Annotated in this window: 15 protein-coding genes; 5 read left to right on the forward strand and 10 right to left on the reverse strand. The window is 64.1% G+C overall.

Going from position 1 to position 12058, the window contains the following annotated elements; translation table 11 throughout:
• Nucleotides 1-6: 6 nt before the first annotated feature.
• From IB262_RS08245 to IB262_RS08255, 3 genes are all read right to left on the reverse strand, one after another.
• Nucleotides 7-405, reverse strand: coding sequence for a VOC family protein (locus IB262_RS08245; protein WP_112976956.1), 399 nt, complete (start codon nt 403-405; stop codon nt 7-9).
• Complete coding sequence (locus IB262_RS08250; protein WP_034804642.1) at nt 402-764, reverse strand: nuclear transport factor 2 family protein; 363 nt, start codon at nt 762-764, stop codon at nt 402-404. The genes IB262_RS08245 and IB262_RS08250 overlap by 4 nt, the downstream gene beginning before the upstream one ends.
• A gap of 98 nt (nt 765-862) precedes the next feature.
• Nucleotides 863-1858, reverse strand: a complete 996-nt coding sequence (locus tag IB262_RS08255) for an aldo/keto reductase (protein ID WP_112976955.1) — start codon at nt 1856-1858, stop codon at nt 863-865.
• 249 nt (nt 1859-2107) lie between these two features.
• Between IB262_RS08255 and IB262_RS08260 the strand changes: the two genes are divergently transcribed.
• On the forward strand, nt 2108-2998 hold the full coding sequence (locus IB262_RS08260; RefSeq protein WP_112976954.1) for a LysR family transcriptional regulator: 891 nt from the start codon (nt 2108-2110) through the stop codon (nt 2996-2998).
• Nucleotides 2999-3078: 80 nt separating this feature from the next.
• Nucleotides 3079-3714 carry a hypothetical protein gene (locus IB262_RS08265; RefSeq protein WP_060580601.1) on the forward strand — a complete coding sequence of 212 codons (636 nt, stop codon included), beginning with the start codon at nt 3079-3081 and terminating at the stop codon, nt 3712-3714.
• Here the strand turns inward: IB262_RS08265 and IB262_RS08270 are convergent.
• Both IB262_RS08270 and IB262_RS08275 read right to left on the reverse strand, forming a co-directional pair.
• Nucleotides 3666-4139, reverse strand: coding sequence for a GNAT family N-acetyltransferase (locus IB262_RS08270; protein WP_029742450.1), 474 nt, complete (start codon nt 4137-4139; stop codon nt 3666-3668). The genes IB262_RS08265 and IB262_RS08270 overlap by 49 nt on opposite strands.
• A 19-nt stretch (nt 4140-4158) precedes the next feature.
• On the reverse strand, nt 4159-5109 hold the full coding sequence (locus tag IB262_RS08275) for an aldo/keto reductase (protein ID WP_029742451.1): 951 nt from the start codon (nt 5107-5109) through the stop codon (nt 4159-4161).
• A gap of 199 nt (nt 5110-5308) precedes the next feature.
• Here IB262_RS08275 and IB262_RS08280 point away from each other — a divergent pair, with 199 nt between their 5' ends.
• Complete coding sequence (locus tag IB262_RS08280; RefSeq protein ID WP_029742452.1) at nt 5309-6295, forward strand: Gfo/Idh/MocA family oxidoreductase; 987 nt, start codon at nt 5309-5311, stop codon at nt 6293-6295.
• Nucleotides 6296-6359: 64 nt separating this feature from the next.
• Here IB262_RS08280 and IB262_RS08285 read toward each other — a convergent pair whose 3' ends face one another.
• Complete coding sequence (locus IB262_RS08285; RefSeq protein WP_246802606.1) at nt 6360-6815, reverse strand: hypothetical protein; 456 nt, start codon at nt 6813-6815, stop codon at nt 6360-6362.
• Between the two features lie 77 nt (nt 6816-6892).
• Between IB262_RS08285 and IB262_RS08290 the strand changes: the two genes are divergently transcribed.
• Entirely contained in the window at nt 6893-7672 is a 780-nt protein-coding gene (locus tag IB262_RS08290) for a helix-turn-helix transcriptional regulator (RefSeq protein ID WP_112976953.1), read from the forward strand.
• Between the two features lie 4 nt (nt 7673-7676).
• Here IB262_RS08290 and IB262_RS08295 read toward each other — a convergent pair whose 3' ends face one another.
• From IB262_RS08295 to IB262_RS08310, 4 genes are read right to left on the reverse strand one after another with little or no spacing between them, the layout of a single operon-like run.
• Entirely contained in the window at nt 7677-7886 is a 210-nt protein-coding gene (locus IB262_RS08295) for a hypothetical protein (RefSeq protein WP_060519609.1), read from the reverse strand.
• Between the two features lie 17 nt (nt 7887-7903).
• Nucleotides 7904-8272 carry a transporter gene (locus tag IB262_RS08300; RefSeq protein ID WP_234798717.1) on the reverse strand — a complete coding sequence of 123 codons (369 nt, stop codon included), beginning with the start codon at nt 8270-8272 and terminating at the stop codon, nt 7904-7906.
• Between the two features lie 3 nt (nt 8273-8275).
• The gene (locus IB262_RS08305) at nt 8276-8983 is read right to left on the reverse strand and encodes a class I SAM-dependent methyltransferase (protein WP_112976952.1); all 708 of its coding nucleotides are present in this window, start codon (nt 8981-8983) and stop codon (nt 8276-8278) included.
• Entirely contained in the window at nt 8980-10008 is a 1029-nt protein-coding gene (locus tag IB262_RS08310; protein ID WP_112977022.1) for a glycosyltransferase family 2 protein, read from the reverse strand. The genes IB262_RS08305 and IB262_RS08310 overlap by 4 nt, the downstream gene beginning before the upstream one ends.
• 169 nt (nt 10009-10177) lie before the next feature.
• On the opposite strand from IB262_RS08310, the gene IB262_RS08315 reads away from it, so the two are divergent.
• Complete coding sequence (locus IB262_RS08315) at nt 10178-11998, forward strand: hypothetical protein (protein ID WP_192356759.1); 1821 nt, start codon at nt 10178-10180, stop codon at nt 11996-11998.
• Nucleotides 11999-12058: the final 60 nt, after the last annotated feature.

Consider the following 12058-nt stretch of genomic DNA (forward strand, 5'->3'; position numbering starts at 1 on the left):
TGCGGCCTATTGCGCGCGCTGCATCAACTCGATGCGGTTGCCGAACGGGTCGTTGACATAACATCTGCGGTAGCCGGCAAGCGGCTCGTCCTCGGCGATCGTCACGCCGCCGGCTTCGAGCCTGAGGATCATCCGCTCGAGATCGTCGACCAAAAAGGCCGGATGGGCCTTGCGCGCCGGCACGAAATCCTGGTCGATGCCGAGATGCAGGCGGATGCTGCCCCGCTCGAACCAGCAGCCGCCACGGCCAAGCAGATTGGCGGGCTTGACGACCTCCGTCAGCCCGAGCGATCCCCCATAGAAGCCGCGCGCCAAGTCTTCGCCGCCTTCCGGTATCGCAAGCTGCACATGGTCGATGGCAAGCAGCCGGCCGGTCGATGTGGACTCGGGTCCGCCGTCCGTCATTGCGCGTGCAGGTGATAGATCTTGTTGACGATCAGCCAACGGCCGTCGATCTTCACCAGCGACAGGTAATCGGAGAAGCGCTCTCCGGCGAAGCTGTCGATGACCTTCACCGTGGCGGCGTCGCCGGTGATGTCGATCATCTGCACGTCCATTTCCGGCTGTGTTCCGGGTGGTGCCGCACCGGTATCGAGGATCGCCTTGATGAAGCCGTCACGCGTCATCCATTCGAGCGCGCCCTGGTAGTTGCCGATGATCGCCGCATCGGGATGGAACGCCTTGCGCAGCGCCCCTTCGTTGGCAAATGCCATGCCGTCCACATAGAGGTGCACCACTGCACTGATCGCCTGCTCGTCGGACATCCCGCTCCTCCCCAGTTGCTTGTTGCTCAGAGGTAGTGCGTTCAGCGGGAATTTCGATGGGCATTCTCTCCGCTGCGGGAGCGGAGAGAAATTTTGGCTCAACGATTGGTGAGTGCCAGCGAGGCGTCGGTGTAGCGTTTTCCTGCGACCAGGGTCGGCGAGAGTGCGTCGGACAGCCGGGTGGTTTCTTCGACCGTGAGCCGGATTTCCGCAGCGGCGGCGTTCTGCTCCAGATGGTCGAGCTTGCGGGCACCCGGGATCGGCACGATGAAATCGCCTTGGTTGATGACCCAGGCGAGCGCCAGCTGGGCGGCAGTCACGCCCTTCTCCTCGGCCAGCGCCTGCAGCGTCTCGACCAGTCGGACGTTGGCGTCGATGTTCTCCGCCTGGAACCGCGGCAGCGAGCGGCGAAAATCGTCGGCTTCCAGATCTTCGGCTTTGCGGATCGCGCCCGTCAGCATGCCGCGTCCAAGCGGGCTGTATGGCACGAAACCGATGCCGAGTTCGCGGCAAGTGGCAAGCACGTCTTCTTCCGGATCGCGCGTCCACAGCGAATACTCGCTCTGCACCGCGGCGATCGGATGAACCTTGTGGGCGCGGCGGATGGTGGCGGCACTCGCTTCCGAGAGACCGAGCGCGCGCACCTTGCCCTCGCGCACCAGCTCGGCCATGGCGCCGACGGTGTCCTCGATCGGTACGTCAGGGTCGACGCGGTGCTGGTAGTAGAGATCGATGACATCTGTGCCGAGCCGCTTGAGCGAGGCTTCCGCTACCGCCTTCGCATGCTCCGGCCGGCCGTCGACGCCTCTGATCGCCTGGACGCTTGGCACGCCGGTCTCGATGCGGAAGCCGAACTTGGTGGCGATGACCACCTTGTCACGCACCGGGCCGAGCGCCTTGCCGACGAGCTTTTCGTTCTCGAAGGGACCATAGACTTCGGCCGTGTCGAAGAAGGTGACGCCGAGATCGACGGCGCGCTGCAGCGTGCGGATCGATTCCGCTTCGTCCGCAGCGCCATAGGCGAAACTCATGCCCATGCATCCAAGGCCGATGGTGGAGACGGTAAGATCACTTCCGAGTTTGCGGGTCTTCATGTCGTGTCCTTTATGGCTACCATGCGTCGGAGCTAGCGCGTTGGGAGCGCACGTCTATCGTCCGAGGCATGAAATGGTGGGTGGCACCGCCGCCCACGCCCTTTTGTGGCGGCGCGACGGGTTCCTCTGCCTCATCGCCAGACGAGCTCCTCGCTTCGTCCTGACGCTGGCGACATGTGAAGAATAGGGCTCGATGGGGCGGCTGAAAATCACTGTCAATTCTCACGGGCTGTTCTATTATTTCGATCAATGAACAGAACACAGCTCTCCCAACTCGCGGTATTGGCCGCCGTCGCCACCCATGGCAGCTTTCGTGGTGCCGCGCGCGAACTGGGCGTCGCACCTTCGGCCGTCAGCCACGCCATCGGCAGCCTCGAGGCGAGCCTCGGCATTCGTCTGCTTGCCCGCACCACCCGCAGCGTCGCCCCGACGGAGGAGGGGCGCCGGCTGCTCGAACGGTTGGCGCCGGCGCTCGACGAGATCGCCCATGCACTGGAGGCAGCCGCCGACGCCCGCGAGCGCCCGGCCGGCAATCTGCGCATCACCGCACCGCGGTTCGCTGCCGATCTGATCCTGGCGCCGCGCCTGGGCGCCTTCCTGGATCGGTATCCCGAGATCGTGCTCGAAATCGCCAACGAGGACGGCTTCACCGATATCGTCGAAGAAGGTTTCGACGCCGGCATCCGGCTCGGCGAGAGCCTGGAGGCCGACATGATCGCGGTGAAGGTCGGCCCCGAGCTGGAAAGCGCCGTCGTCGCGTCTCCCGAATATTTCCAACGCTATGGCCGGCCGCAGCATCCGCGCGACCTCGCGCAGCATCGCTGCATCCGCCGGCGCTTCTCCAACGGCACGCTCTATCGCTGGGAATTCGAGAAGGATGGCGAGGAATTGACGGTATCGGTCGAGGGACCGCTGATCCTTGGCGAGGACCGGCCGATCATCAAGGCGACAATGGGTGGCGCCGGTCTCGCCTATCTCTTCCTCTCACGGGTCGAGACTGCGATTGCCGAAGGGAAGCTGGTGCGCGTCATGGAGGACTGGTGCGCGCCCTATGCCGGCCCCTATCTCTACTATCCGAGCCGCCGGCAGATGCGGCCGGCACTGCGCGCTTTCATCGACTTCTTCCGGCACAGCGGATAGCAGCCGGCGCAAAATCGGGTGGCGGGACGGGCCCGGATCTGGAATGCCATTGGTTTCGTGTCTTGATGAGAGGAAGGCCTATGAAAAAGCCCGGTTCGATGAAGGGTCTTGAAGATCTCGGCCGGGTGCGGCTTTCTCGAAACTTCTTCTTTCGCGATTTCCTGCATTCGGAAATCGCCGACTTCTACCGTATCCCGAACATTCCCGATGATCCGGATCTGGCGATCGAGGCCGGGCGCCGTCTCTGCGAGGAACTGCTGGAACCGCTGGAAGCGACCTTCGGCCGCCTCGTCATCCGCTCGGGCTACCGCAACCGCGCCGTCAACGGCTTCGGCAATGCCAATGGGCTCAACTGCTCGACCAATGCGGCCTCTGCCGCCGACCACATCTGGGACATGCGCGATGCCGACGGGTGCATCGGCGCCACCGCCTGCATCGTCATTCCCTGGGTCTGGGATCGACGCGGCGAGATCGGCGGCTGGCAGTCGATCGCCTGGTGGATCCACGACCATCTGCCCTACGCCTCGCTCTGCTTTTTCCCAAAGCTATGGGCTTTCAACATCCAGTGGCACGAGCGGCCGGCGCGCCGGATCATGAGCTTCGTCGAGCCGCGCGGTGTCCTGACCAAGGCCGGCATGGCGAACCAGGCCGGCCGCCACGCCGGGGCCTATGCCGGGTTTCCGGATTTGAGGGCCGCGCCGATATTCACCTTGTAGCGCACGTGCTCGTCGGTGCCGGAGTAGCGGTCATAGAGCCGCCGCGCCGTGGCATTGTCGGCCTCGGTGTACCAGTAGAGCCGGTCCCAGCCCTTCTCCTGGCAATGCGCAATGAGATCGTCGATCATCGCCCGCGCCACGCCCTGGCCGCGCGCTGCAGGATCGACATAGAGATCCTCGATGTAGCAGATCGGCCGGCGAAAGAAGGTGGCGAGCTGCTCCTGGCAGATCGCAAAGCCGACCACCTGCCCGTCGAGCATCGCCAGCCGCGCAAAGAGCGGTGCGGCGGGATCCATAAGCCTCTTCCAGGTGAGGTCGATGATGTCTTCGGCGAGATCGGTGCCGGAAAAGGCGACATAGCCAGCCCAGAGGCGGCGCCAGTCCGCCTCGTCGCCGCCAGTCGCGGCGCGTATCGTCAATGCCATTGTGTGGTTTTTGCTCCCGTCACTCACCGACGTCGTTGAGTTTTTGCACCGCCTCGTCCGACAACTTGAGTTCCGCGGAGCGAATGAGGCTTTGCAATTGCTCAAGGCTGGTGGCGCTGGCGATTGGCGCTGTGACGCCCTTGCGTGTCCGGATCCAGGCGAGCGCGATTTCCGCCTGGGTCGCGCCCGTGTCGGCCGCGATGTCGTCGAGAACGCCAAGGATGCGCATGCCGCGTCCGTCGAGATATTTCTCGACTCCGCTGCCGCGCACGGAGCCTTCGAGGTCCTTGTGGGTGCGGTATTTCCCCGAAAGGAAGCCCCGCGCCAGCCCGAAATAGCTGATGACGCCGATCTCCTCGGCGATGCAGAGGTCGCGCAGCGGTCCTTCGAATGCGTCGCGGTCGTAGAGATTGTATTCCGGCTGCAGCACCTGATAGCGGGGCAGGCCCTGGTTGGCGGACACGTCGAGCGCCTCGCGCAGTTGCAGCGAGTTCAGGTTGGAGGCGCCGATCGCCCGCACCTTGCCTTCGGACAGCAGCTGGTCGTAGGCCGCAAGCGTCTCCTCGTAAGGCGTGTCGGGGTCTGGCCAGTGCGAGAGATAAAGATCGATATGGTCGGTCTGTAGCCGCTTCAGCGAATCTTCGACCGCCTGCAGGATCCAGCGGCGCGAAAGCCCCTTGCGGTCGGGGCCGAGCTCCGAGCCGACCTTGGTGACGATGACGGCCTTGTCGCGCGACCGGCCCGACTGTTTCAGCCACTTGCCGATGATCGTTTCGGACTCGCCGCCCTGATTGCCGGGCGCCCAGGAGGAATAGACATCGGCGGTGTCGATGGCATTGAAGCCGGCATCGAAAAAGGCGTCGAGCAGCGCGAAAGAGGTCTTCTCGTCGGCGGTCCAGCCGAAGACATTGCCGCCGAAGACGAGGGGCGCGATTGTCAGGTCGGTGCGGCCAAGTCTCAGTTTTTCCATGGTTTCGCTCCATTGGACTGGATGAGGGCATGTTGCGATCGGGAGGATTGCGAAGGAAAGATAGGGCAGAAAAGCTGACATTGTCACCCGCCTTTCGGCAATTTTCTGCACGTCGTACTTCTTCGCCAAACCGCTCACTGCCGCTTGCTAGGTACGTACCTCGGCGCTAGTCTCTGCCACCAAATCAGGGAGCCTTGTCATGTTACGTTTCGGAATTCTGTCCACGGCCAGGATCGGCCGCGACCTCGTCGTGCCGGCCATTCAGGATGCGGAAAACGCCGTCGTCTCGGCTGTCGCCAGCCGCGACTTCGCCAAGGCCCGGGCAATGGCCGATCGCTTCTCCGCGCCGCACGCCTTCGGTTCCTACGAAGAGATGCTCGCTTCCGATGTCATCGATGCGGTCTACATTCCGCTGCCGACGGCGCAACATGTGGAATGGTCGGTCAAGGCCGCCAATGCCGGCAAGCATGTGCTTTGCGAAAAGCCGATTGCCCTGCGCGCCTCTGAGATCGACCAGCTCATCGCCGCACGTGACCGCAACGGCGTCGTAATCGCCGAAGCCTTCATGGTCACCTATAGCCCGGTCTGGCGAAAAGTCCGCTCCCTGATCGCCGAAGGCGCGATCGGCCGGCTGCGCCACGTCCAGGGCGCCTTCACCTATTTCAACCGCGACCCCAACAACATGCGCAACATCCCGGCGCTCGGTGGCGGCGGCCTGCCGGATATCGGCGTATACCCGACGATCACCACCCGCTTCGTCACGGCCAAGGAGCCGGTGCGCGTTCAGGCAAACACCGATCGCGATCCGGAATTCGGCACGGATATCTATTCGAGCGTGCGCGCCGATTTCGGCGACTTCGAGCTGAGCTTCTACATCTCCACCCAGTTGGCGGCCCGCCAGGTCATGGTCTTCCATGGCGACAAGGGCTTCATCGAGGTGAAGTCGCCCTTCAACGCTGACCGCTATGGCCGCGAGGAAGTGGAGTTGACGAACCAGAACCACGCCCAATCCCAGCTTTTCCGCTTCCAGGACGCGCGCCAGTACAAGCTCCAGGCGGAGGCTTTCGCCCGCGCGGCCAAGGGCGAGGACGAGGAAGTGGTGACGCTGGAAAACTCCCGCCTCAATCAGAAATTCATCGACGCGATCTACCGCGCCAGCGCCAAGGACGGTTGGGAGACTATCTGATCACGGAAAGGGCCCGCTGGTTTGCCGGCAGGCCCTTTCCTCTTCTTCTCCAGCGATCATCCCGTCAGGCAATCGCTGCCTGTTCCCGCGCAAGGCCGCGCAGCTTGAAGATCAGAAAGTCGGCGACCGTGATCAGGCCGATGACGATGAAGCCGATACCCGCGACAGTGAGGAACGGGTAAGCCGCGGCCAGCAGTGCTACGCTTGCCACCTGCCAAAGGATGTCGCCAGCGATGCTGACGCGTGCCGCTGCTGCGACCGGCCCGCCGTTGCGCGCCGCGGCAAGGTGGAAGATCCCCCAAAACACCAACCCGACGCCGAGGATCTTCATCATCGGCGCTGTCGCGGCGGGGCTGAAGAGCGAAGCAAGCGGGGCGGCAAAAAGGATCAGCACGGCGCCGACGGCAAGAGAGTAGACGCCGTCGGCAAGGAAGGTCTTGTTGAGCAGGCTGCGGTTCGAGAGGTTCATCGTCGGCTCCATCGGTTTGTCGATGACCGGAGATTGCCGGTTCGGTGTCATTAAACCAATTACCTCTGAGGTAATGGATTTTACGACCGGCGCGCGCCACTCTCCGGCAGAACGGAGAATCACGATCCATGCAGTTTGGTGAACATCTGAAGGAATGGCGCGGGCATCGCCGCATGAGCCAGCTTGATCTTGCGGTTGCCGCCGGCATCTCGGCGCGCCACCTGTCCTTTCTCGAAACCGGCCGCTCGAAACCGTCGGAGGGCATGATCCTGCGGCTGGCCTCCGTGCTGGAAGTCCCCGCCCGCGACCAGGGCACGCTGTTTTCGGCAGCCGGCTATCGACCGCGCATGGCGACGCGGCCCGCCTCCGGGCTGGACGCCATGCCGCCGGTCGTTGCCAATGCCATCAGGCTGATCCTGGCGCGCCACGATCCCTATCCGGGGCTGGTGCTCGATCACGAGTATACGCTGCTGGTCGTTAATCCGGCGCTGGCGAGCCTGGCGGTTGCCGCCGACATTCCGTTCCAGCCCGGCGAGAACTTTCTCGACACGTTTCTCGGCAACGACAATGTGCGCAAGCTGGTCGTCAACTGGGAGGCCGCGGCCGCCGATCTGGTGCAGCGGGTCAGAACCGAAGCCTGGCTGCAGGGTCCCCGCAGCCGCCTCGGCAAGCGGCTGGAAAAAGCGGCGTCCAATCCGGCCGTGGCGCGTGCGACCGAAAACCATCCTGACACTGACCGGTTGCCGGTGCTGCCGATCGAGCTCGACATCGGCGGCTTGCGCTTAAGCTTCATCACCACGCTTCAGACCTTCGGCTCGACCCAGGATGCGCTGGTCGAGGGGGTGCTGATCGAATCCTTCTTTCCGGCCGACGAGGAGACCAGGGCGTTTTTCGAACGCAAGGGATGATCGGCTATCGGTCGCGCTCCAGGCCGATGGCAATCGCGCCGCAAATCATCAGCGCGACGCCCATGTTGTAAGCGCCGATCGCTGCCGCCGCCTGGATCCAGTCGCCGCTTGCGCCGGCAAGCGCCAGCAACCCCGTGCCGGCAAACAGGCAGGCGCGGGCGGATTTGAGGCCGCATACGGCAATGCCGAGGACGAAGGATGCGGTGACGATCATGAGGCCCGCTTATCCCCTTAGGAGTTGATGATGATCATGCCGCTGATGATCAGCGCGGCGCCGAAGGCGTAGCGCAGCGTCACCGCCTCGCCGAGAAAGACGGCGGCAAGCAGCGGCACGATGCAGAAGGTAAGCGCCATGAAGGAATAGGCGATCGTCAGTGGCACCGACTTGATCGTGAAGATCCAGATGATCGTGCCGATGCCATAGACGGCGAGCGCAATCAGCAGGGTGGGGCTGAGGGCCAGAGCCAGGAGCCCCTGGGCACTGGCATTCCCGGTCTTCGCGCTTGTCAGCTTGAAGAGGATCTGCCCGGCCGAGATCAGCACCGGCGTGAAGAACAGCCCGAACCAGACGGTGGGCGTGAGATTGAGGTTCATCGCCATGCCTCACTCCGCCGCGGCAGTTCTGTCTTCGCAATAGAAGATATCGCGGCCGATATCGACGCATGTGTGCTCGGCCGGAACGGGATGCATCGCCCGCAGGAAGGAGTGGGTATAGGGAAAGAAATTGAAGTGCGGATTGAAGGTGTAGCGGTACTCGCGCTCGCGCGGCACGACGATGATCAGGTGCCGGCGGGTGACCCGGCGAAGCTCGGCGATCGCTTTGCGGTAGTCGAGAATGTGCTCGATCACATGCGTGCAGACGACCGTGTCGAATTCACCGTCCGCAAAGGGCAGGTCCTCGATCATCGCGGCGTGATATTCGATGCCTTCGATCCGGGCCGCATCGTCGATGGCGAAGTCGACACCGCCGAGGCGTTTAAGGTCGGGCTTGGCTTCCCGGATACGCTTCAACAGAACGCCGGTGCCGCAACCGACGTCGCAGACGCTGTCGCCGACAACGCTTGCCACGATCTTGCGCACGCAGGCTTCGGAATTGTCCGTTCCCTCGTGCACTCTCGGGTGCTGCCGGTAGAGGTCCCCGTACTCGTTCGCCGACAGGAACGGCGCCCGTGCGCGAAAGTCGGCGAGGTGGGCGATGTGCTTGCCCCAGGCGAGGCTCGCCATGCCCTTGAACAGGCGCGAATCCCTGAGGATCGGCGGAATGACGTCTTCGATCAGGAAGCGTATGCGGTTGGTCGTTTCCCGGTTCATCCGCGGCGCTCCCGCACAATGCGTGGTGCCGACTGCAAGCCGGCCTCCTGGTCCTCGCCCCGGGGCAGAGCGCCGCCGCTATCGACCTTCTCCAGCGGCGCGGCCCGTACCGGTGTCGCGATGTAGTGCAGCCGGAGCTGCTCGGTGCGGGCGCGCGAGACCGAATCGAGGATCAGGCCTGCGGTGAACATGATGATCGACATCATCAGCATGGCCAGCGCGAGGACCCAGGTCGGCATGCGCGGCACGAGGCCTGTGGCGAAATATTCGAGCAAGACAGGCATCATGAAGCCGATGCTCGTCGCAAAGAACGCCATGGCGATCACGCCGAAGAACGTGAAGGGCCGCGTTTCTTTCATGAGCATGGCGAAGGTCCAGAGGATCTTGGCGCCATCCTTGTACGTCGACAGCTTGGAATGGGAACCTTCCGGGCGCCGGCCATAGTCCAGTTCAAGCTCCGCGACCGGCAGTTTGAGACGCGAGGCATGGACGGACATCTCTGTTTCGATTTCAAAGCCGTTGGAAATCGCCGGGAAGCTCTTGGCGAAGCGGCGCGAGAGCACGCGGTAACCGGAGAAGATGTCGTTGAAATCGGTACCGAAAATTTCCCGGTACAGAATGTTGAAAAGCCTGTTGCCGAAGGCGTGACCCTGCCTGCCGGCATCGTCGTGAACGCCGCGCCGCGTGCCGACGACCATGTCGGCGCGCTCGGTGATCAAGGTGCGGATCAGGTCTTCCGCATCGGTCGGGCAATAGGTGCTGTCGCCGTCGGCCATGACATAGATGTCGGCGTCGATATCGGCGAGCATGCGGCGCACCACGTGCCCCTTGCCCTGCCGGCGTTCACGTACGACGGTCGCGCCGGCAAGCATCGCCTTCAACGCCGTGCCATCGGTCGAGTTGTTGTCGTAGACGTAAATTCGCGCCGTCGGTAGTGCCGTCTGGAAACCCTCGACCACCTGTCCGATGGTCGATGCTTCGTTGTAGCAAGGCAGGAGAACGGCGATGTTGAAGCGGTCGAACATCAAGGTGGCTCGGTTGCTGTTGGATCGCGCCATCATAGGATCAGGGTGTTAACAAGACGCCAAGGTGCGCCGCGCGGGCCGGTCGAAGCGACCGGCCTCGCCGCCGCGCGCTTTACGCTTTCTTGATCGCAGGGACGTAAGATCCACGCGATCTAGAGGGCGGGAACCTATGTCGAGCGGAATGGCGGCACTACCGGAAATGGCGGCTACGCCCAGGCAGCGGCGGCTCTCGTCGAGCCTCCTTGGAATGGTGCTCGCCTATGGCGTGCCCACGGTTCTTTTCCTCGTCACCCAGTTCATGCGGGCGCCGGATTATCTCGGCCGCGACAATGACGATGCCATGCGCCTGGTCGAGGTGCGCGACCTCCTCGCCGGACAGAGCTGGTTCGACCTCACCCAGCCCCGCCTGGGGCTCGAGGGCGGAACGCTGATGCACTGGTCGCGCCTGATCGATCTGCCGATCGCCGGGCTCATGTCGATTTTTCGGCCTTTTGTCGGCGTGGAGCAGGCGGAAGTCCTGGCGCTTGCGATCTGGCCGATGGCGCTCGCGGTCGGGCTGCTTGCGGCGATGGGGCTCGCCGGACGCCGTGCCGGCGGCACGGTCGCCATGCATTTCTGCCTGGGGCTGACCGCGATCTTCATCGCCACCTCGAACCGTTTCCTCGGGGGCGCCATCGATCACCACAATGTGCAACTGGTGCTGGCCGCGGTCATGGCGGCGATGCTCGTCGATCGACGGTATCGTGCCCTAAATTATGCGCTTGCGGGAGCGGCGGCCGCACTCGCGATCGCCGTAGGTGCCGAAACCACGCCACTCGTGGCGGTCGTCTGCGCAATCGTTGCCTGCCAGTGGCTCTGGGCCGGCCAGACGGCCGCGCGTTCGACCGTCGCCTTCGGCCTGTCGCTGGCAGCCGGCCTCAGCGTCATCTTCTTTTCGACCGTGCCGCCGCGCCTCTATTTCGTCGCGACCTGCGACAATCTCTCGATCGCCTTCTATTCGCTGGCGCTGACGGGAGGCGTCCTCCTCGCGCTCGCCGCCGCCACTGTCAGCCACCGCGCGCCAGCGCTGCGCTTCGGCGCGCTCGCTCTCTGCGGTCTCGTCGTTGCCGCGGTCGCCCTGTCGGTGGCGCCGCAATGCCTCGGCAATCCACTGGCCGGTCTCGATCCGCTGCTCATCGAGCTCTGGCTCGACCATATCTCCGAAGCCCGTTCCGTCACGCTGATCGCTGTGCAGGAGCCGACCAATATCGGCGCCTACTATTTCACCGGCGCCTTTGCCTCGGCCATCTGCCTCTGGCGCATCTTGCGTCGCGACCGGATCGATCTCCATCTCGTGCTCCTTGCCTTGGTGCTTTCGAGCCTGGCGATCGCCCTCGTCCAGGTCCGCGGCATGGCATTTTCCAACCTGCTCGCCATCGTGCCGATGGCCCTGCTGCTTGCCGACCTGCGTGCGCGGTCGAGCGGCGGAACGGCTGGCGCCTGCGCCTCCCTTCTCTATGTCGGAGCGTTGCTCGTTTCCGTTCCGGCGATGTGGGCCGTTGCCGGAACGCTTGCGGAAAAGGGGATCAGCGGGTTTGCTGCCGCGGAAGCAGCGGTCACGAACGGCGAGGCGTGCCTGACCGACGCCGCCCTTGCCGATATTGGGCGGCTGGCGCCGTCGCTGGTCGTCGGACCGTCGGATATCGGCGCGACGCTGCTTCGCCGCACCGAACACCGCGTGCTCAGCGCGCCCTATCATCGCAATGCCGGCGGCATGCTCCGCGAGCTGAAGATCGGCCTGGCCGAGCCCGAAGCCGCCGCCGTCCTGCTGCACCAGCTCGGGCAGCCGGTGCTCGCCTTCTGCGCCGTTGACGCTCAAACGCAGGTCATAGCTGCCCGCGCTCCGCGTGGTCTCTATGCGGATCTCGCCGCCGGGCGCGTGCCGGCATTCCTGTCGCCCCTGCCGGTTTCGGAAGGCTCGCCCATCCGGCTCTATACGCTGGCGCCTTGAGCGCCACGCCCCTGGCGCGTGGAAAGCGTGAGGGATGTGCTGGCCTTCGGCGAAGGGTGC

Origin of the sequence: Ensifer sp. ENS02 (assembly GCF_014851885.1) — a bacterium.
Classification (GTDB): Bacteria; Pseudomonadota; Alphaproteobacteria; order Rhizobiales; family Rhizobiaceae; genus Ensifer; species Ensifer adhaerens.